Origin of the sequence: Paenibacillus sp. KS1, from assembly GCF_001680695.1 — a bacterium.
GTDB lineage: Bacteria > Bacillota > Bacilli > Paenibacillales > Paenibacillaceae > Paenibacillus_B > Paenibacillus_B suaedae.
Genome location: NZ_MAIS01000103.1, coordinates 1 through 20,543, shown reverse-complemented (window position 1 = coordinate 20,543; position 20,543 = coordinate 1). Strand labels below are relative to the sequence as shown.

The 20,543-nt window shown below is 40.6% G+C and carries 15 protein-coding genes; 4 read left to right on the top strand and 11 right to left on the bottom strand.

Annotation, left to right across the window (positions count from 1 at the left end; genetic code table 11):
- From BBG47_RS30415 to BBG47_RS24280, 8 genes are all read right to left on the bottom strand, one after another.
- Positions 1-326 (bottom strand): glycosyltransferase family protein (locus BBG47_RS30415; RefSeq protein ID WP_217492521.1); only part of this gene is annotated, 326 nt, incomplete at its 3' end.
- Entirely contained in the window at positions 310-1,527 is a 1,218-nt protein-coding gene (locus BBG47_RS24310; protein WP_065293877.1) for a glycosyltransferase family 4 protein, read from the bottom strand. The genes BBG47_RS24310 and BBG47_RS30415, both read right to left, overlap by 17 nt.
- An 8-nt stretch (positions 1,528-1,535) precedes the next feature.
- Entirely contained in the window at positions 1,536-2,702 is a 1,167-nt protein-coding gene (locus BBG47_RS24305; RefSeq protein WP_065293876.1) for a methyltransferase domain-containing protein, read from the bottom strand.
- Positions 2,703-2,714: 12 nt separating this feature from the next.
- A complete protein-coding gene (locus BBG47_RS24300) occupies positions 2,715-3,986 on the bottom strand; it encodes an ABC transporter ATP-binding protein (protein WP_065293875.1) in 1,272 nt (423 codons plus the stop codon).
- Positions 3,987-4,004: 18 nt separating this feature from the next.
- Complete coding sequence (locus BBG47_RS24295) at positions 4,005-4,778, bottom strand: ABC transporter permease (protein ID WP_254659911.1); 774 nt, start codon at positions 4,776-4,778, stop codon at positions 4,005-4,007.
- Between the two features lie 21 nt (positions 4,779-4,799).
- Entirely contained in the window at positions 4,800-5,762 is a 963-nt protein-coding gene (locus BBG47_RS24290) for a GDP-mannose 4,6-dehydratase (protein ID WP_083189580.1), read from the bottom strand.
- A gap of 2 nt (positions 5,763-5,764) precedes the next feature.
- A complete protein-coding gene (gmd, locus tag BBG47_RS24285) occupies positions 5,765-6,727 on the bottom strand; it encodes a GDP-mannose 4,6-dehydratase (protein WP_065293873.1) in 963 nt (320 codons plus the stop codon).
- A 25-nt stretch (positions 6,728-6,752) separates the two neighbouring features.
- Positions 6,753-7,829 (bottom strand): mannose-1-phosphate guanylyltransferase, encoded by a 1,077-nt coding sequence (locus tag BBG47_RS24280; RefSeq protein ID WP_065293872.1) that lies wholly within the window; start codon positions 7,827-7,829, stop codon positions 6,753-6,755.
- Between the two features lie 250 nt (positions 7,830-8,079).
- On the opposite strand from BBG47_RS24280, the gene BBG47_RS24275 reads away from it, so the two are divergent.
- The 4 genes from BBG47_RS24275 to BBG47_RS24260 are packed head-to-tail and all read left to right on the top strand — an operon-like array spanning position 8,080 to position 14,312.
- Positions 8,080-9,573, top strand: coding sequence for a sugar transferase (locus BBG47_RS24275; RefSeq protein ID WP_065293878.1), 1,494 nt, complete (start codon positions 8,080-8,082; stop codon positions 9,571-9,573).
- On the top strand, positions 9,574-10,710 hold the full coding sequence (locus BBG47_RS24270) for a glycosyltransferase family 4 protein (protein ID WP_065293871.1): 1,137 nt from the start codon (positions 9,574-9,576) through the stop codon (positions 10,708-10,710).
- A 32-nt stretch (positions 10,711-10,742) separates the two neighbouring features.
- Positions 10,743-11,822, top strand: a complete 1,080-nt coding sequence (locus tag BBG47_RS24265; RefSeq protein ID WP_065293870.1) for a glycosyltransferase — start codon at positions 10,743-10,745, stop codon at positions 11,820-11,822.
- Positions 11,823-11,837: 15 nt separating this feature from the next.
- Positions 11,838-14,312 carry an O-antigen ligase family protein gene (locus tag BBG47_RS24260; protein WP_065293869.1) on the top strand — a complete coding sequence of 825 codons (2,475 nt, stop codon included), beginning with the start codon at positions 11,838-11,840 and terminating at the stop codon, positions 14,310-14,312.
- 60 nt (positions 14,313-14,372) lie between these two features.
- On the opposite strand, the gene galU is transcribed toward BBG47_RS24260, so the two are convergent.
- The 3 genes from galU to BBG47_RS24245 all read right to left on the bottom strand — a co-directional run bounded on the left by galU (position 14,373) and on the right by BBG47_RS24245 (position 20,455).
- Complete coding sequence (gene galU, locus BBG47_RS24255) at positions 14,373-15,248, bottom strand: UTP--glucose-1-phosphate uridylyltransferase GalU (protein ID WP_065293868.1); 876 nt, start codon at positions 15,246-15,248, stop codon at positions 14,373-14,375.
- A gap of 282 nt (positions 15,249-15,530) precedes the next feature.
- Positions 15,531-18,143: a U32 family peptidase gene (locus tag BBG47_RS24250; RefSeq protein ID WP_065293867.1), complete on the bottom strand. Its 2,613-nt coding sequence runs from the start codon at positions 18,141-18,143 to the stop codon at positions 15,531-15,533.
- Between the two features lie 275 nt (positions 18,144-18,418).
- Entirely contained in the window at positions 18,419-20,455 is a 2,037-nt protein-coding gene (locus tag BBG47_RS24245) for a stalk domain-containing protein (protein ID WP_065293866.1), read from the bottom strand.
- Positions 20,456-20,543: the final 88 nt, after the last annotated feature.

The window sequence follows — 20,543 nt, the reverse complement described above, 5'->3', positions numbered from 1 at the left end:
ACTTTAGTATCTAAATGATATAAATTAGGCTGCTCTATATCAAACATGAAAGGACTTGTGAAATGTACTAAATCGATATTCTTTGCCTCAATAAATTTTTCAATCGAGCATTGATTCCAGTACTGGTCGTTATTTAATCGCTCATCCAATTCTAAAAACTTAGAATAAATGGTGAAATAAAACTCATTGTTAATTTTCCTCATTAAGTATATTCGATCTATTTCATTATATTTAGAAAAGGATTTTAACCAGTTGTAAACATAAATGCCTATACCCCGTTTTCGTTCATTAGTAAACAAGGTTTGTACATCAATTAATATTCTCATGAATTACATCTTCACTCCAATATTCATTCTTTTTCAAAAAATCAGTAATTCTGTGGGCAACAGCTTCCCACGTATAGTATTTTTCTACGTATTCTTTCCCCTTGACTGCTTTTTCTCTTCTGAATTCAATATCAAATAGATATTTTTCAATTGTCTCCACAAATGTTGAATAGTCTTTATAAAAAAGACCACCATCACTCCGAACACAATGCCCTTTTGTAACATGACAATATTCATTTACTATCACAGGTGTACCACATAACCAGCTCTCCATAATAACAATAGAGAAGCTTTCCATCAAAGAGGGTTGAATCAATGCTATTGCACCTTGTAAAGCGTCAAACTTGTCTTCATCTGGTGTTTCTCCCAAATTAATAATATTTGGGCATTTTTTCATAGCTTCAATAACTTGTTCTTCGCCATTGCCTATAAAAACAAGTTTCGTATTTTGTGGCTTCTCCGATACCAATCTGGAGTAATAATCAATAATTTGGGGGACGTTTTTACCAGTGACTTGTCTACCAACATATATGAAATAATCATCCTTAATGTTGTATTTCTGGCGAAAACGCTCCTCATTCGGTTCATATAAAACTTCTACGCCCCCACCAGAAATTATGTAATCTCCAATTAGTGAAGGTTGAATTTTTTCTGCCAATTCACGCTCCTCAATAGTATTAAATAGGAGCCCTTGCACCCTCGTGAACAAATGCCCCATACTATGGAAATAAGCCATATCTTCATCATGAATACACGGTATTATATAGCTCTGAGAAGGGCGGATTCTAGAACCCCAATATGTTGTTCCAAACAAATATGGAATAAATAAAAACAAGTAATCAGAACCATATTGTTGAATAAAATCATACATTTTATCGCTGTTTACAGTTTCATTTAACAGTTGCATTTCTTCCAAGTAAGTTAGTTCTTGACCAGATAACAATTTTCCTAATAGTTCTTCATACAATTTCTTATTTCTTTTTCGTAACGGGAACCTTCTAATAGATAAATTATCTATCTCTTGAACGCCTTCTGGGTAGTAATCTGTTCCCCAATCCCAAAATGAATCTCTACCACATGTAGTTAAAATCTCCACATCAAGCCCTGCGTTTTTTAGGCAGGTAGCAATGCCACCTGCAAACTTTTCTGCTCCCCCAGATACATTCTCTGAAAACCACGGAGTCACAACTGCAATTTTCACATAATCACCTATTTTTTTATAATTAGTGAGAAATTATAATAATCATTCCCCACACTGCTTTCTGGTATTTCTTCACTTAAGTATGCATTTTCAACAGTAAATCCAACCATTTCGCTAATAAATTTCAATGCTTCTGGGAGAAGTGGTTGTTGATGTGTTGGATCCAAATAATATAAGTTATGCATTACAAACGATGAGGTTGTATTTGGCGTTTCAATTACCATTACACCGTTTTTCGCCAATTTAGTATGACAAAGCTTTAAAAACTTAATTTTCTCATTATGATTCAAATGTTCAATGACATGCCCCATAAAAATCCCATCTATGCTATCAGCCGGAATATTATTAAGATGGGTAATTGCGTCAGTATGATATGCCGTGAGGTTCTTAGTCTTACATATTTCAACAGACTCAAGATCTGTATCAATACCATAAGCATTGATACCCTCTTGGCTCAATAGCTCCAAAAAGTACCCTCGACTACAACCAATATCTAAAACATTTGATTTGCCAGAATAGTAGCGGACATATTTTTGATATATTCTTTTTATTTCTTTTGGATCCGCACTAAATCTTTGCGCAAACTTATAGTAATTTAAATCTAACATCATCTTCTCGTTCCATAACTCAGTTAATTCGGCAGTCTTTATGTTCAAAGCATTTATTCCAATTTTAAGTTTATTATTTTCCTCACTTTGTTCGAGAAGCCTTGTTTTTAATGTTTCATTTTCATTTATTAAAACTTCTACTTCATTTTTCAAAGCTTCTACATTCTCACTCAGTTTCTGATTCAATGAAGACTGAAAATTTATCACCGCATTGATCTGATTTATTCCATGCCAAATCTCATGATTTAAATGCTTCTGCTCATTTGAAAATGTATCCGCGTACCACTTAGTAAATAATCTTGTTCCTAACTTTCTAATCGGTACGATAATTTTACCTAACAATTTATATCTTGATGTTAATCGTGGCTCCATAAAGGCTACTGGCATGTGAGGGGTGATCTTATGATTTAAACGTTTTACTTCTTCATTCATCGAGTGAAGTATATTCTGAATGTTTTCATCACTGACTTTTTCATGGACAGCGTCTATATTTATTGGATCAGAAGTACGGCGAACCCCTTCTCTTATTTGCTTCATTATTTCTGCGGGAGTAATTTTCTTCATCATGTAATTCACCCCTTACTTAATTTTAAATACCCATTCATGAGGCAGTCTTGCAATACCCACATCAGGAATCAGACTTGTAATTTGGAATGAGTACATTTTATCGTGATAATCAAATTGTTCACCATTTTCATCATGTACTGCTATCTTTAAGTAATACGTACCTGCTAGTAAATTCAAGGAATTAATAACAAACTTAATTTCTCCGAAATTTCCTTTTTGAATCTTAGCTATTTCAAATCTATCTATAAATGTATTTGTACCGTAACAGTCAACGTTAAAAGAATTCACAAAACCAAGTCCAAAAATTGGTTTATCAACATCTTTATTAGCCTTAAATTTAATAGTTATCGACATCAAATCGCCAGTCATAAAACTATATTTCAAGTTGCTATTTACATCATTTATTATCACTTCAGTAATCTCAATTTTTTTATTACCCCATCGATTTTCATTATCAACTTGCTCTTCATTAGGGGAATTCTCTACTACTTGACTATCTTCAGCAACTTTTGATAAATTATCTCCATTGACTTCATTGAGTAATCTTTCATTCTCTTGTTCAGCCAAAAATGTAATGTACTGATCTATTGTCTTCTTCGGATGTCCTTCACTCTTGACAACACCCTTATGGATCCATATTAAACGATCACATAATTTTTCCATAACCCCAAGATCATGAGACACAATTACAATAGTAGTTCCTTTATTTTTCATTTGAACTAGTTGTTCAATACACTTTTGTTGAAACGCTGCATCACCAACAGCTAATACTTCATCTATAAGAAGGATGTCAGGTTCCACCATAATCGCTACAGAAAAGGCAAGCCTCATGTACATACCAGAACTATAACTGCGAACAGGATTATCAATATATTCTTGCAATTCAGAAAATGATATTATTTTCTCCAATTTTGACTTGATATCTTTTTTTGACAGTCCTAAGATAGCAGCATTCATAAAAATATTTTCTCTTCCAGTAAAATCAGGATGGAAACCAGCCCCAAGTTCAAGCAAAGAAGAAACCTTACCTTCCATTGAAATCGCACCGCTATCGGGGTACAATATCCCTGTCATAAGTTTAAGAAGAGTGCTCTTTCCGGATCCATTTCTCCCTAATAAACCAATTGTTTCTCCTTTTTTCACTGTCAACGTAACTTTGTCTAAGGCTTTAAATATTGTAATGTTTGATTTATTTCTGAGAATCATTCTTTCTTTAAATGTCTTGGGTTTACCATTACTTAATTTAAACACTTTACTTACATTATTCACCGTTATGGCATTCATTTTTTTACTCCCTATTTATTAAATTTCCTCTGCAAACTTCCTGCTTAATTTTTTAAAGAGAAAGCTGCTTATAATAAGTAGTAATATTGTGACACATATTAGATATATCAAATCACCTGTATTGGGCAATTTATTAAAGAAGAACATATCATGAAACGAACTAATGACAACCTTCATCGGATTTAAATTAAATACAGACTGTAAACTATCTGGTATCATATCTGTTGTATAGACAATAGGGGTAATATAAAACCAGGCCATCACTAAAATATTGGATATATGCTCCATGTCTCTGAAATACACGTTGATGCTCGAAACAATCATCGTAATCGATAAAACAAATAACAAGTAAATCAACAATATCCCCGGAAATAGTAATATACTTATCCCCAAAGAAATGTTGTTAATTATCAGCATCGGTATCAGTATTAATAAACTAAATAAGAAGTTGACTGCACCGCCCAGCACCACAGATAAGGGTAATATTTCCCGTGGGAAATAAATTTTTTTCACTAAACCTGAATTTCTTATAATCGCTCCAGCGCCAGATAGTATGGACTGGCTAAGAAGAGTCCATACTATCAGTCCAATAAATAAATACGTAGTATAATTCTCCAATTGGACACGCATAACATATTTAAATACTAATGAGTATATCATCAGCATTAATAACGGATTGAGCAATGTCCACAAGAACCCAAAAAATGAGCCTTTATATCTAGTTCTTAAATCTGTGAGAACCAAACTCTCGAGCATTTGTCTATATGCCATAATCTCTTTTATTTTTTTCAATATAAATCCTCCTAAAACACATCACGCTCGAGAGCGCCAATAATCCAGAATATCTGATAGAGACTGTTCGAGCCCAATTTTAGGGTGCCAGCCAAGCTCATTTATCTTCCCGTTATCACCATAGTAGATCGGGTAGTCTGAGGGTCTCATTTTCAACTCATCTCTGATTACTTTTATCGGCTCAGGATGTTTACAGTGCTGAACAAAAAAGTCTAGTAGATATTGCATAGACATTGCCCTGCCAGTACAAACATTGTATACCTCACCATCTATTCCGCACTGTACTAATATATGATATGCTTCTACGATATCCCTAACATCCGTAAAATCTCTTTTTGATTCCAAATTCCCTACTTTTATATAAGGGGGCTGTTTTTCTTTTTCAATATCTACAATTTGTTTGGCAAAGTCACTTGTAACAAACCCCAATCCTTGTCCAGGACCTATATGGTTAAATGGTCGAGCATATCTAATGTGAAGCCCATAGGTTTTAACGTACTGTTTCATGAGCATGCATAAAGCAGCTTTTGAAACGCCATAAGGGTTTAATGGCTGAAGTATCGTTGACTCTGATATGGCCTCTCCTTCATTTACATGTCCATATTCTTCTGACGAACCAGTTATTAGTATTCTAGCTTTATGTCTAATCTCACTTTCTTTGATTGCTTCCAGCATGTTAATTGTATTAATCAAATTGGCGTTAAATGTATCGACTTTATTATCCCACGACAATCTTACCGAACTTTGCCCAGCAAGATGATAAATTTCATCTGGTACTGTTTCATTGAACAAATTAATCCAATCATTAACGTCCCCATAATTAATTGTCCGAAGTTCATAATTATCCATAAAATACAAGTCAGGACAACATGTTCTTGTTGTCCCGATTACTTGATATCCTTTGTTTATAAGATTCTCCGACAGGTGCTTTGCAACAAAACCTGTCCCCCCAGTAATTAAAGCCTTCCTCATTGCTAGCTCCATTCCTACACCTTGTATTTTTCCATGTCGCTATCAACCATCATTTTCACCAATTGCTCAAATCCTACTTCTAGTTCCCAACCAAGTTGTGTTTTAGCTTTGGTGCAATCCCCTAATAGAAGATCAACTTCGGCAGGACGAACGAACTTAGGATCAATTACCACATAATCCTTCCAGTTAAGACCTACGTGCCCAAATGCTATCTCAACTAATTCCTGTACCGTATGTGTTTCTCCAGTGGAAATAACGTAATCATCTGGAGTATCTTGCTGAAGCATTAACCACATGGCTTTAACATAATCCCCTGCAAAGCCCCAATCTCGCTTAGCATCTAAGTTACCCATGCGAAGTTCAGACTGCAACCCGAGCTTAATACGAGCCACAGCATCCGTTACTTTACGCGTTACAAACTCAACACCACGACGTGGGGATTCATGGTTAAATAAGATGCCTGAACAAGCGAACATGTTAAAGCTTTCACGATAATTAACCGTGATCCAATGTCCATATACCTTGGCTACACCGTAAGGGCTACGTGGATAGAAAGGTGTTGTTTCTTTCTGCGGGGTTTCCACAACTTTACCAAACATTTCGCTGCTAGATGCTTGATAGAAGCGTGCTTCCGGCTTAACCAGACGTACCGCTTCTAACATGTTTGTCACACCTAGTGCGGTAACTTGAGCCGTCAACCCAGGTTGTGTCCATGAAGTACCTACGAACGATTGGGCAGCCAAATTATAAACTTCATCTGGATTTGCAATTTTCACAGCTTGTATGAGAGAACTTAAATCAAGCAGATCTCCGTCTACAAATTCGATTTCATCCTTAATATGTTCAATATTCTCCATGATTGGAACGCTCGTTCTTCTTCTCAATCCAAATACTTTATAACCTTTTTCTAACAGAAGCTCTGCTAGGTAAGATCCATCTTGCCCTGTAATCCCCGTAATAAGTGCACGTTTTTCCATTTTCATTAACTCCCTTTTCACTTAATTAAAGATAATGCTCCATTTTCTGTACTCTAATCTCTTTAATTAGAGATTTGATTTCTTGAGCTTTATCTTTGTTACAAATTAGAGTAACGTCGTCAGTCTCAACAATAATCAAATCTTCTACGCCAAGTGTAGCAATCAGCTTTCCATTGCTTTCAATAATGCATCTCTTTGTATCTATACTTAATGAGTTGCCTCGTACAACATTTCCATTTTCATCCGTATCATTGATGCGTTCAAGTGCCGTCCAGCTGCCTACGTCATCCCAGCCAAAAACACATGGAATCACATAGATATCTTTTACTTTCTCCATAATACCGTAGTCAATCGATTGATCTGGCATTTTTGGAAACTCAGCTATAATAACTTCATTACGGTTATTATTTATAAAGGAGCTTTTCATCGTTTCTAAAATATCATGTACTTGAGGCATGTGCTCCTGGATATACCCTCTAATAACACATGTTTTCCAGATAAATATCCCACTGTTCCAATAATAATTTCCAGCTTCTAAATATGAGGTTGCCTTCTCAAGATCTGGTTTCTCTACAAATTTATCAACTTTATGGACATGGAGTTCATTTACCATAACAATATCATTTGTACTTTCGATATAACCGTATCCCGTTTCCGGATATGTAGGCTGGATTCCTAATGTAACTAGATTTTTCCCTTCTTGACTCACTTCTACGGCTGTTCGGAGAATATGAAGGAATTCTTCTTCATTCTTGATAATATGATCAGAAGGAAGAACGACCATCGTGCTATTTGGGAATCTCTCTTCTATAATAATAGACGCTAGCCCAATACAAGGAGCTGTATTTCGTCCTACCGGTTCAATAATAATGTTTTCGTAAGGTATTGTTGGTATTTGTGCCTTTATTAGTTCAGCGTATAGTTCATTCGTTACTACGAATACTTGCTCGATCGGTATGAATTTTTGGAGACGACTGACACACTGTTGAATCATTGACTTATTGCCTGAAATATTTAAAAACTGCTTCGGCAAATTCGTCCGACTTTTCGGCCAGAAACGTTCTCCTTTCCCACCTGCCATGATTACTGCAGTAACCGTCATTATATTACCTCCAATTATTGTCCCTCCACCCCAAGTCTTAATTATACTTTAGCTGGAAATTTTATTTCAATGAAAGATTCGTCACATCATACCTAATTTCTACAAAAAGAGGTATAATCGACATATAAACTACTATAGTTATGTATTTTATATCGTAGCAAGTAAAACTACAAATATCTACAACTATATAATGGTGTTGTACATAATTTAGGAGTATTTAAAATGGTGCGGAGGATATGTAGTGGAGTATATGTATGCAAAAAATGAGACAAATAAGAATCCGTTTCTGCCCCCAGTAGAACTGAACAGGAATATTCAAAATAAGAAAATGATTGTTAGCACGCTGTCCTTCTTATTTTTGGCATTAGAGGGCGTACTTCTCTCCCTTATTTACTTTGTACTTTATGCGTGGCGTATCCATATCGAGTTTAATGTTTCTTTTGAATTGTTTGAATTGACGAATCCTCGATTCTCGAGTTACTTATATTTTTACATCATATTTATTCTCATTTATGGAGTTCTGGTATTAAAATATCGAACTAATTCCTTTATCGCATCTTCGGGCTTAGTGGACGAAATTTTTAAAACAGGCAAAGCTCTGTCCTTTGCGTTTTTATTAACAGTGGGATTGAGCTTTCTGTTTAAAATTGTGGATTTATCACGTATTGTCATTGTTTCGTACTGGTTATCGTCTATTTTAGCGATATCGATACTCCGCTTTATAAAACGAAGAATGTACTTGTTATTGAACGCAAAGAACATACTGTCGAAATCAGTCATCATAGTAGGAGCCGGTAAAGTAGGATGTTCACTCATTAAAGAATTTCAAACTCACAATTGGTTAGGCTATAATGTCGCTGGATATGTAGATGATGAAATGTCTGAAATGATATCCGATGTACCTGGTTTGGGGAAAATATCCGAGCTCAGAACCATTATCGAACAAAACATATTAATTGACGAATTGATTATAACGATACCATCGGAAAGAGAACTCGTTCATCGCATTATTTCGGATTTCCGAAAATCACCGATTGAAATTAAAATCATTCCGGATATGTTCAATCTCGTACTAGGGACTGTTCAAGTCGGACAAATCAATTCGCTGCCTACTGTATCATTAGTGAGAACTCCTATGCGCGGTATAGGTTATATCATTAAAAGAATGTCCGATGTCCTTTTATCAAGTATGGCTCTAATCATTTTATCGCCAATATTACTCCTTACAGCACTCTGTATAAAAGTAGAGTCGAAAGGCTCTGTGATCTACAAGCAACAGAGAGTTGGAAAAAACGGAAAAGTGTTTAATATGTTTAAATTCCGTTCTATGGTTAATGACGCCGACAAAATGATAGATACATTAGCAAAAGCAAATGAAGTTGATGGAATAGCCTTCAAAATGAAAAATGATCCTCGTATTACCAAAGTAGGGCGATTTATCAGGAAATATTCAATTGATGAACTCCCCCAACTTTTCAATGTGCTGCTAGGCAATATGAGTCTTATCGGACCCCGACCACCGCTAGATATCGAGGTTGCCCAGTACGGAGATTGGGAGTGGCGCCGTCTCGAAGTTCTGCCGGGCATTACAGGATTGTGGCAAGTAAGTGGACGAAGCGATCTATCATTTCAGCAATGGGTGAATCTGGACATTTATTACATCGAAAATTGGAGTATTGCTCTCGACTTAAAAATCTTGCTTAAGACGATACCAGTAGTCCTTAAAGGCGAAGGAGCTTACTAAATGAGAGTTTGTTTAGATGGGCAGCCACTGCTTGGTAATTTATCGGGCATAGGACGCTATACATTGAATTTATATTATTATTTGGCAGCACATCAAGACTTAGAAATAACATTAGGGTTTAACCGGATAGCAAAGAATCTCCAGCTCAACGAATTGCCATCGGGAATATCAGAAAACCAAGTCGTCAATAACCGTTATCCTTATAAAGCAATTCGCAAGTTACTGAAGCCAAATTTACTTTATCGGCTGCCATTTGATTTCACCCATAAAGTAAAGTACGATGTGTTTCATGGGACGAACTTTACATACATGCCGATTCAGCGCGGAAAACAGGTCGTGAGTATACACGACCTTGCTTTTATGAAATACCCACAGACAACCAGCAAGAAAATATATAATCATCATATGAAATGGGTTCCTTATTGCGCCCAAAATGCAGATCATATAATTACAATCTCAGAGGCTACGAAAATTGATATCACACAAATTTTATCCATTCATCCGGATAAAATTACTGTCACACCATTAGCCGCTGAAAAACAGTTCGCTCCAATGACGGAAAGTGCCTACCAGCACATATATAACAAATATCAGCTACCCGAAGAGTATATATTGTTTGTAGGTACCATTGAGGCAAGGAAGAATTTACTGACACTTGTTAAGGCTTATCATTACCTGATCAATCATTATGAGATAAACTACAAGCTAGTTGTTGTCGGAGCACGCGGTTGGAAGACGTCATCCCTATTCCAATACGTTCAGGAACATCAACTTCAAGAACATATCATCTTTACTGGATATATTGACGATGTTGATCTTCCCGCCATTTACAACGGGGCAAAATTACTAACGATGCCTTCCTGGTACGAGGGCTTTGGTTTGCCATTAATAGAAGCTATGAGATGTGGCATCCCTGTCATTGGTTCAAATACTTCCTCCATACCTGAAGTAATAGGTGAACAAGGATTGTTGTGCGATCCGAATCAACCAGAGGAATGGGCTGAAAATATTCATATGGTGATGGATAATGCCTCGACTCGACGTACTTGGAGCGATTATTCACTACGTCGTGCCTCCTTATTTACTTGGGAACACACAGCAGAGATGACAGCTAAGGTATATCGCAACTTATTGTAACGAACGTTAGGATAATGTAGAAGGAGATTGATATGAAAATCGCAATTGTCCACGATTACATTAATCAGCACGGTGGAGCTGAGAGAGTATTGGAAGCGTTCATGGAACTTTATCCAGATGCTCCTGTCTATACATTGATATCTGATTTGAGTAAGATGCCGGACGCTTTTCAAAGGGCTCAAATCCATAATTCCTTTATTCAAAAGATACCCTTTGCAAAAACACAGTATAAAAAAATGCTTTCCTTATTCCCTCTAGCTGTTGAACAGTTTGATTTAAGGGGTTATGATGTCATACTTTCGACATCTAGTGCATTTGCAAAAGGCGTTATTACAAACCCGAATCAAGTACATATCTGTTATTGTCATACTCCGATGCGGTATGTATGGGACTTATATCATCAATACATGGAAGAGCTTAATAACCCATTATTTAAATGGTACTTACCTAAAGTACTGCACAAAATTAGACAATGGGATTATGTATCTGCACAACGTGTGGATCACTATATTGCTAATTCGCATAATGTCGCCAATCGGATAAAAAAGTATTACGGGAAGAAATCAGAAGTGATTCATCCACCTGTCAGTTCAGAACAATTCTATCTAAGTGATGTCACTGAAGATTATTACTTAATTGTGTCCCGATTAATTCCATATAAGCGTATTGATTTGGTCATCGAGGCCTTTAACAAGCTAGGATGGCCGCTTATCATTATTGGTGATGGATACGATCGAAAAAGGCTTGAGAGTCTCGCTAAATCCAATGTGGAATTCATGGGATACCAGCCTGATCAAGTTATTGCCAAATATTACTCCAAATGTAAGGCATTCATCTTGGGAGGCGAAGAGGATTTCGGGATCACACCTTTAGAGGCGCAAGCAAGTGGTAGACCTGTGCTGGCTTATGGCAAAGGAGGCGCTCTGGAGACTGTTATTTCTGGGGAAACTGGTTACTTCTTTGCTGAGCAGTCTGTAGATTCAGTTATTGATGCATTAGAGAAAATATCTACAGCAAGCTTTGACACAGCTGCAATTAGGCACCATGCTGAGAGCTTTTCTAAAGACAAGTTCAAAGATAGAATACAACAATTCATAAGTTCTAAAGTATAAGGAGTTGAATTCAAGTTGTCATCTTACGGTTACACAAAAACTAAACCTAGTGGTAACAATATATCAGCAAGCGAATGGAGCCTATTTGGATTGCTTGCACTGATACTCATTTGGGCTCCGTTCCAAGTTGCATTATTCAATGGACAGATGTCTGATTTTGACTCGAAAATATACTATTCGGTGTTACTGACTTCAGTACTAGCTTTAATTGGTACGTGGTACGTTGTTAAGTCAAAGCTATATATTGATAATAAAACGTTATTAATGCTCGGCTCCTTTTTAACACCTTTATGCTACCTTATTTCATTAACTATGAGTGCTTCCAAGTATTTAGCAGAAAATATGGTGTTAATACAGTTTGTCTATGCTGTGATCTTTGCTCTTTCTGTTCTAATCATTCAAAACAAATTAATGAACGGGCTCATCAAGAAAATAATCATTGGCTCAGCCTATGTAATAGTATTATTTGGCTTGTTTCATTGGTTTCACACCACAAAATGGATAGGTATATTGTTTGGATGGTTCTTGCCTGTCAATTCTGAGGGGGTATTTCACCACGCGGTCATGGAGACTGTGGATGGACTCCGTCTAACTTCCGTATTCCAGTACGCCAACACTTATGCGGCGTATTTAATGGCCTTCTTATTCATTGCAGTATTCTATTTAACTACGACTCGCAAAGTAGTGTGGCAGGTCATCCATGGATTTATGTTGGTTCCAATTATTTTATCTATATTGCTCACGTTATCCCGTGGCGGGCTCGTTCTGCTTCCAGTCGTGTTTGTCATTGTTTTATTATTCTTAAAACCTGCTCGCCAAATTATGTGGCTGGTTCACCTGGCCATCAGTTCAGCAGCAACGTTCGTTATTCTAAACAAGGTTTCTGATATCGGTAATGAGTTGCAAAATAGCATCTCATACTCTTTATCAATGAAAGGCTGGTTGTACCTGCTTGGCGCATCGGTTATTTGTACAATAATAAGCTTTGGATTACAACGATTTATTTCACCATGGTTAGAGCAAAAATTGGAGACTCTATCATTAAAGAAATGGGCAAATGCACTAATTCCGCTCGGAGGAACAGTTATAGTGGCTTTACTACTCTTCCTTTTGATTGGTACTAGTGCTAAAAATATGCTTCCTGAAAATATCGCAACACGTTTGGAAACTATTAACTTCCAACAACATAGTGTTCTCGAACGTATCACGTTCTATAAAGACTCAATGAAACTTGTTGCCGATTACCCATTATTTGGTGCTGGTGGCGGTGCTTGGGCAGCACTTTATGCAAAATATGAAAACAATCCATATGACATTCAACAAGCACATAGCTTTTACATGCAATATTTCGTTGAAACTGGATTCCTAGGCATGCTTATTCTGATGGCATTCCTCATCTATATTTATTGGAACTATATTCGTTCATTTACAAAAGCTAATGAGGAGCAACGGGACAGTCACTTTTTATACTTCATTTTGGCAACAAGTATTTTGATCCACAGTGTGATGGACTTTAATATGAGCTTTGTGTATATTGGTATCCTTGTATTCTTATGCCTTGGAGGGATGACAGCTTCTATTGAGTCGAAACCGATTGGAAAGCTAGAACCTAAAACATTCCGTATTTTGATGCCAAGTATACTTGGCATCGTTGGTATCGGCCTTCTCATCACTTCCATTCTCTTTGTTCAAGCATCAAGCTCGTTTGCAAGTGCAAAGGAAACTGTTCTTACAACTCAAGACTTTAATAAAACGATGGAGCAACTAAGGAAAGCTAAGAGCATTCGCTCTGCGCATCCGGATTACGCAGCTTTCGAAGCAAAGCTATACATGTCAGTATATGAACAACAAAAAGACGAACAGTTCTTTACAGAAGCGGAAAAAGTATTAAAAAATGCACTTGGGGATAACCCTCATAATAAGTCGCTGCTACTACAGCTAATCAAGCTTTATAACATAAAGGGGCTGGATGAGCAGGTCTATGCAGTTTATTCTCAGAATGCCTCCAACTTCCCTTGGGATATGAAATGGTATGAAGAATATATGGACAAAGCTTTACGTGAAGGGTATAAATCTATAACAACAGCACCAGATAAAAAAGACGGTTATTTGGATGAAGTCATTGCCGCTTTCGAGCATGTCAAGGCAGGCGTGGAGCACTTGAAGACATTGCCGAAAGGACAACTTCAAGGTAATCCATTTTACATTACTTCTCCTATGGCTATGAATGCTGGACGCGCATATGTAATGAAGGGGGATCCTGCTAAGGCGGCTGAAGCGATGAAGCCATACCTGCAAGAGAACTTAACTGACTCGAACAACCCTGAGGACAACCCTGGGAACAACCGTGAGCTCGCACGCTGGTACGTAGCCGCAACGATCCAACAGGGGCAAGTAGATCAAAATTGGTATGATAAGCTTGTTGCACTAGGTTCAGACCAAAAAGAGCAGATTGATCAAATCGTGGAAATGAGATTTAAAGCTGAATAAACGAATGGATACAACAAAAAGGAACGTTCTGATATCGGAACGTTCCTTTTTCTATTACCTTTATTTTTCATACTCAACTATCATACGCTTTATATATTCAAGCAAATCTCCCCGCAGCTCTGGGCGCTGCAGTGCGTAATGCAGTGTCGTCTCAATAAAGCCAAGCTTCTCACCTACGTCATGCCGTTGACCGTCGAAATGATATGCTAACACGTTCTGTTCAGTGCTTAGCTGTGCAATCGCATCAGTAAGCTGTATCTCTCCATTAACACCAGCTTCTTGCTGTTCAAGCAATTCAAATATACGCGGTGTCAGTATATAGCGTCCCATGATGGCCCAATTCGATGGCGCTGACTCTTTGTCTGGCTTCTCTACTAGCTGTTCTGCACGAATGAGTCGCTCTTCTACAGAAGGGCCTGCTACGAGTCCGTAACGTGACACATGCTCCCAAGGGACTGGCTGTACGCCGACAATCGAGGACTCGTAACGATCATATACGTCGATCATTTGTTTCAAGCAAGGCACCTCGGCTTGTACGATATCGTCTCCGAGCAGTACAGCAAACGGTTCATTTCCGATAAATTTGCGAGCGCACCATATCGCATGTCCTAACCCCCGTGGCTCTCTTTGCCGGATATAATGAATGTTAGCCATCTCGGAGGATTTCCGTACTTCCTCTAACAGCGCTAGCTTATCTTTCTCCAACAGGTTATGCTCGAGTTCAAAGTAATTATCAAAATGATCCTCGATAGCCCGCTTTCCCCTACCTGTAACAATAATGATGTCTTCGATGCCGGAGTCTACTGCCTCTTCTACAATGTACTGAATCGTCGGCTTATCGACAATCGGCAGCATTTCCTTTGGCATTGCTTTTGTTGCAGGCAAAAAGCGCGTACCCAGCCCCGCGGCTGGAATAATTGCCTTTCTAATCTTCATCTCAAGTCTCTCCAATCTCTAACGATCATCCATCTTCATCCGTTCATACCTGATGCTAACTTTAGTATACATGAAAAGCTGCCCATAAATATACTCACCAAGGTATACGCCATTAGATATTATTTTCATAAAACTAACCATTATCAGTAAAAGATATGAACTCGAAATAGACGCTTCCCTAACAAAAAGACCCGAACCCAGATTTCCATGCAGTTCACTACACATTCCATCTGGGTCGAGTCGATTATTGTAACTTTACGTTATTAAGTTAATAACTACTACTTACTTCACCAACTGTCCACGCGTTACGCCAAGCTGGTTCGTTGCCTTCAGCTTGCGCCATACTTCCGTGCCGCTGATTTCGCCACGAAGCGCACGACCGTAAAGGTCGATAACTTCTTGCACCTGCTCTGGCGTCTCCTCCAAGAACTCGACACGGTATGTGCCAACGCCAAGCTCCAGGAAGTTAACCAAATACTCTGCACCCGACTGCTCAATCGCGTTGTACACGGTATTACGGCAGCCCTCGTCTACCCGAACAGGGTGGGACATGCCGATGCGGTCACGCAGCGATACACGGTGCTCCTCGCACGGACGACCGCAGTTCGTGTAGTCTGTTCCTTCGCTTAGGAATGTGCAGTACACGCAGTGCTCGGTATGGAACATCGGCAAATGCTGATGGATGACGATCTCCAGCATCGATGTATCTGCATGACGCAGCATATCGACCATTTGCTGAATGTTCAAGTCATATGATGGTGTAATGCGATCCAATCCTGCTTCCTTGAACAGCTGTACCGTCTTATGGTTCGCCACGTTCAAGGAGAAGTCCCCGATCAGCTGCGGGAACGGCTCTCCTACCAGCTTGCCTGGGCAAATGGCTAGCTGCGGGTCATTTGTGGCCTGCTCCATAACCTCTTGGCTAGGCATCCCTGATGACGCCCTCTTGCTCTCCCATTCCGCCTTCTCCAACTGGTAGTAATTCAGTGCACCCGTGTTGCGGACGAGCACTGCATCCGGCTTCAGTTTCAAGATGTTGCGATGGTATCCGTTCTCGTTCGGCATATGGATGCGCGGCGTTACCAGTGCAATCGGCTTGCCTGCTGCGCGGCATGCTTCAATGGCAGCAGGGAACTGCTTAATGAATTCAAAGTCAGCGTAAATCAACGATACATCTGTCTTCACGGCAGCCTGCACCTGTTCCAAGTTACGGCACATCGCTGTCAACTGAGCCCCACCAAACGGTACTGGCGTCTGCTCCTTAACAGCATCACCCATAGCTGCGATATCATGCTTCACGTATACCGGCGGTTTAGGACGCTCGCCTGCAAGCTCCTCTACAGCACGGCGGCGAATCGCATTCAATTCGCGCATCGGAACGATGACGTCACCTTCCAGCGCCGCTTCCAATGCCTCTAGCTGATACACTGTACCACCCAAACGACCTAATTGCTCATGAAGGAGCGCTTCGTCCATCGGTCGTTTTTGTGCAACCTCAAGCGGAAGCTCCGAATCCACTTGAACGACTGTCCCCTTCTGCACATCCGTCCACCATGTACGCAATGGTTCACCAGCACGACCTTCTACGCGCACATGCACAGGGAAGACACGGTATGGCTTGTCCGTCTCAAACGTAGCACGCATGCGCTTATCGAGCGCCTGGTCGCTCGTCTTCCAAATGCGATCCCCAACATGAACACGGCGCAAGTCCACGTCATTGCGTCCTGGAACGATGTCCACGATCCAGCCTTCCTCCGCTTCGCCTTCTAGCTTCACGCCTTGACGACGCAAATCGTAGATGCGTCCGCCCTCTTCCTTCTTCGTCGGATCACCAGCATCGAAGCCAATGCCGTCGCCGCGCTTCAGAGGCGCTTCCAGTTTACATACGACACCGTCACGCAGGACCTGCTGCACCGTACCCACATATACACCGCGGCTCTTCGGGAACGTTCCGTCCACAAGCTGCTTGTTGTTCGTCCCTTTCAAGAAGCCGTGCGTGAAGCCGCGAGAAAAGCTTTGCTGAAGCTCCCGAACTTCTTCCTTAGAAGGGCCTGCCCAATTGCCATCGAAATAGTCATCAATCGCTTTGCGGTACTTGCTCACCACGTTCGCCACATATTCCGGCTGCTTCATGCGGCCTTCAATTTTGAAGGACGTGACACCCGCTTCAATCAACTCCGGCACAATATCAATCGCCGCCAAATCCTTCGGCGACAGCAAATATGTCACATCACCCATCGGCTGATGCTCCCCGTCAACCATCATGTCATACGGCAAACGGCAAGCCTGCGCGCATTCCCCTCGGTTCGCCGAGCGGCCGCCCCACATTTCGGACGTTAAGCATTGTCCAGAGTAGGACACGCACAGCGCTCCATGCACAAACACTTCCATCGGTACGTTGGCCTTCTCACCAATCTTTTGAATTTGCTTCAGGTTGTTCTCGCGGCCAAGCACGACACGCTCCATCCCATACGGCTTCGTAAATTCTGCCGCTTCAGGTGACGTAATCGTCATTTGCGTTGATCCATGGATCGGGAAGTCAGGCGAAATTTCGCGAATCATTTTCACCAAGCCCAAGTCCTGTACGATAACCGCGTCTACACCCGCATCAATACAAGCCTCGATAAGCCCCTTTGCATCCTCAAGCTCATTTTCAAACACCAATATATTAAACGTCAGAAATCCTTTAACCCCATAACTATGCAAAAACGCCATAATGTCCGGCAAATCATCCATCCGGAAATTGTTCGCACGCGCACGTGCATTGAACTTCTCTACTCCGAAAAAGATCGCATCCGCGCCATTTGCCACTGCGGCACGCATGCAATCCCAATCGCCAGCCGGCGCCAGCAGCTCAATATCTCCACGCTGTATCCCTTGCTTCATTGTCGACATGCTCATCCTCCAAGCTAATTTATCCATTGCCGCATGATGCGGTCATCTCTATCTACTTATTTAAATATGCTTCAATTAGTATAGCGATCTTTACGCCGAAACTCCAGCATAGGCTAGAACTTCCTCCTCACTATGCCGATACCTGCACGTAAGCTTGCTCGAAGCAGAGTCGCGTAAGGACATTTCCACCTACAACTAGACAACCAGCCTGCACACGTAAGAAAAAGAAAAGCATCCCGCCATAGCTTGGCCAGGATGCTGTCTGCATCATGATTTCATGATTTCTTATTCGTCACTTGCTCCGTAAATTGAAAGGATTCCATCGTACGCTTGAAAGAGTCAAGCAGTTCTGGTGTTCGCGCCGTATCCTCCATTGAATACACGAGTGAGAATACTTTGCCTTCACGCGCAATTAACAGCAAATTCACGGTGAAGCTCAATTGACCGGCCTCGCTGAATACTTTCATCTCGACCGCATAAGCTTTATTGCCTTGAACCGTCGTCTTCTCTTGCTTCACGATCTCAACCCTAGTGTCGCCTTCCCCTTTATAGTAATCTTCCCATCTTGCAAGCGCCTCTTCTACTGTTCGCACTTGATCGACATACACGGAGAAATCACTATCCGGCCGTGAATAATAAGCAATCATGCCTTCGTCCAATTCAACATCATAGTTCTCTTCTCCCCAAGCATAGAACCCGCTCGTCCACCAATCCGGTACCTGCAAGGTAAATCCATAATTCGGAGCTTTGCGAGTCGAGCTGACAGACCAGTCCTTGTACCATTCCTCCCCTTGTGGGAAGTCTTCCGGACTTTCAAGATCTTTCTTTACACTTCCATCAACCTTCACCGAGGAAAACAAGCGGTTTCCAAGAGAAATACCCTCTGAATTATCCGGACAATGATAGATCATCAAATATTGCACACCTTGATCGACAACGAGCAAATGCATGCTCACCTTCCAGTTCTTCTCGTCGACTCGGCTTTTTATTTTAATGGATTTTGCCATTTTCCCATCTGCAAGTTTTACGTCCTGCTCAGGATCGACCTGCAAATACTCAGACTTGGTGGTCTTTTTCAAATAAGATAAATGATTTTTAGCAAACTGGTCGAGCGTCAAACCCGGTGCAGCAGTCGCAATATTGTAATTGACAGACTGTTCCCAATTTTTCGACCCATACGATTGGAAATAGGTATCTGACGATGCCCAATCTACTGGCAAATCCATTGTCAGCCCTTTGCCCCACATCTTCGTATTGCGGTAACCGTCCTTTACAGAGCTGATATTGGTTGCAGCTCCTGCCGAAAAGTTCGGACGGAACGTATTTATAAGCGGGACGTACTGCAGCATCTGCTTCGGTCTCTGCGCATTTGCATCAAATATACGGACGATGTATCGCTTGCCGTTGGCGCTGAACACACGCGCTAAGTACATATCCTCTTCATTGATAAATACAGATTGTGCATAAGCAATCCCATCGACCTTACCCGTGCTTGCTTCATACATTTCAGACTCATCGTCCAACTCTTCCGTCTGCAAATACTCCATTAATTGCTGTTCCGACGCTTGCCCCTTAAACGCATCTGACCAATGCTCAAGCGGCTTCGATGCCCAATCAAGCGCATTTATCGTGATAAAGACATGTTCTGTTGGATCCGTAAAAACGACAGCGAACTCCTCAGGGGATAAGCCCTCATGCGTCCAGCCCCTAGGGATAACCATATTCCATTGATAATAGAAATCTCCAACACGCGCAGCCTTCGCACCCACATCTACAGCAGCACCTGCAAGAATTCCTGCCTGTTTCCAGCGCAATATTATTGATTTATCCTTATCCACCGAATAAGTTGCACCAAATGCTTGTGCCACCTGCTTCAGCGGCACCATCGCTGTACCGCCAGTCATTTCTGGAGCTACTGCCAGTGTGACAAGCTTGCCGTTCATCATCGCCTGCTTCTGGCCGATTCTCATCCGAATGGAGACAGCATCGCCTTCCAATATCACTGCATTATCCTTTTCCCATTTCAAGGCCGCTTCGAACACATTCGTGAAGATACTTAGCGGCACCATCGTTGTTCCTTGACGAACGTATGGCTTCACAATCGCTAACTTCTCACCGTTCCATGTCGCACTCGTACTGCCCACTTTCAATCGGAGCATCTCCTGCTGCCCAGCCGCGGCAGTTGCTGCCACAGCCGGAGACGGAGACACGTTCCACCCAATAGTTCCCGCTACGACGGCTGCTATTGTCATAATGGCTACACTCTTCCGCCAATGATGGCTTGAGAACGGATATCGAATCGTTTTCCCCATATGAAGCACTCTCCCCTTAGCTCTTCATCTATGAAATATACCCTTCAGTTTTTCATGCACTTCTACTTCTACTTCTACTTCTACTTCT

Bases quoted from the DNA above. Each gene is read 5' to 3' on its own strand.
- BBG47_RS24305 (WP_065293876.1), bottom strand. From the start codon at position 2,702: ATGATGAAGAAAATTACTCCCGCAGAAATAATGAAGCAAATAAGAGAA.
- BBG47_RS24300 (WP_065293875.1), bottom strand. From the start codon at position 3,986: ATGAATGCCATAACGGTGAATAATGTAAGTAAAGTGTTTAAATTAAGT.
- BBG47_RS24290 (WP_083189580.1), bottom strand. From the start codon at position 5,762: ATGGAGCTAGCAATGAGGAAGGCTTTAATTACTGGGGGGACAGGTTTT.
- gmd (WP_065293873.1), bottom strand. From the start codon at position 6,727: ATGGAAAAACGTGCACTTATTACGGGGATTACAGGGCAAGATGGATCT.
- BBG47_RS24280 (WP_065293872.1), bottom strand. From the start codon at position 7,829: ATGACGGTTACTGCAGTAATCATGGCAGGTGGGAAAGGAGAACGTTTC.
- BBG47_RS24275 (WP_065293878.1), top strand. From the start codon at position 8,080: ATGTATGCAAAAAATGAGACAAATAAGAATCCGTTTCTGCCCCCAGTA.
- BBG47_RS24270 (WP_065293871.1), top strand. From the start codon at position 9,574: ATGAGAGTTTGTTTAGATGGGCAGCCACTGCTTGGTAATTTATCGGGC.
- BBG47_RS24265 (WP_065293870.1), top strand. From the start codon at position 10,743: ATGAAAATCGCAATTGTCCACGATTACATTAATCAGCACGGTGGAGCT.
- galU (WP_065293868.1), bottom strand. From the start codon at position 15,248: ATGAAGATTAGAAAGGCAATTATTCCAGCCGCGGGGCTGGGTACGCGC.
- BBG47_RS24250 (WP_065293867.1), bottom strand. From the start codon at position 18,143: ATGTCGACAATGAAGCAAGGGATACAGCGTGGAGATATTGAGCTGCTG.
- BBG47_RS24245 (WP_065293866.1), bottom strand. From the start codon at position 20,455: ATGGGGAAAACGATTCGATATCCGTTCTCAAGCCATCATTGGCGGAAG.